1 protein-coding gene is annotated in these 255 nt (G+C 44.7%); it reads right to left on the bottom strand.

Annotated features, from left to right (window positions below; all coding sequences use genetic code 11):
- Positions 1–239: hypothetical protein (locus tag AAZQ98_RS17665; protein ID WP_434694148.1), on the bottom strand; the 239-nt coding region annotated here is incomplete at its 3' end.
- Positions 240–255: the final 16 nt, after the last annotated feature.

Here is a 255-nt window from a genome sequence, read left to right as displayed (position 1 = left end):
ACGGAATCTACCGATTGTTTACCCGGCAGCCAATCACTTTTCACTGAAGGTTTTCCGCCGATTTTGATCGGATCAGGAACTCTGGTAAGTTGGAAAAGTTGCTCCGGAGCGAAGCAGTCATCGAAGGATTGATGGTTGCGGTGTCGAGAGTGTTTGTTGTTTGAGAACTCAATAGTGTGCCAAGTTTGTTGATACCGAATATTTTTATTTGGTGAATACATAACATTTGCTTGAGGCATTGCACCCCCGTGCAGT

It is taken from the genome of Glutamicibacter sp. Je.9.36, assembly GCF_051129975.1.
Lineage (GTDB): Bacteria > Actinomycetota > Actinomycetes > Actinomycetales > Micrococcaceae > Glutamicibacter.
The sequence above is the reverse complement of the archived record's forward strand: the minus strand, read 5'-3'. Positions and strand labels throughout refer to the sequence as shown.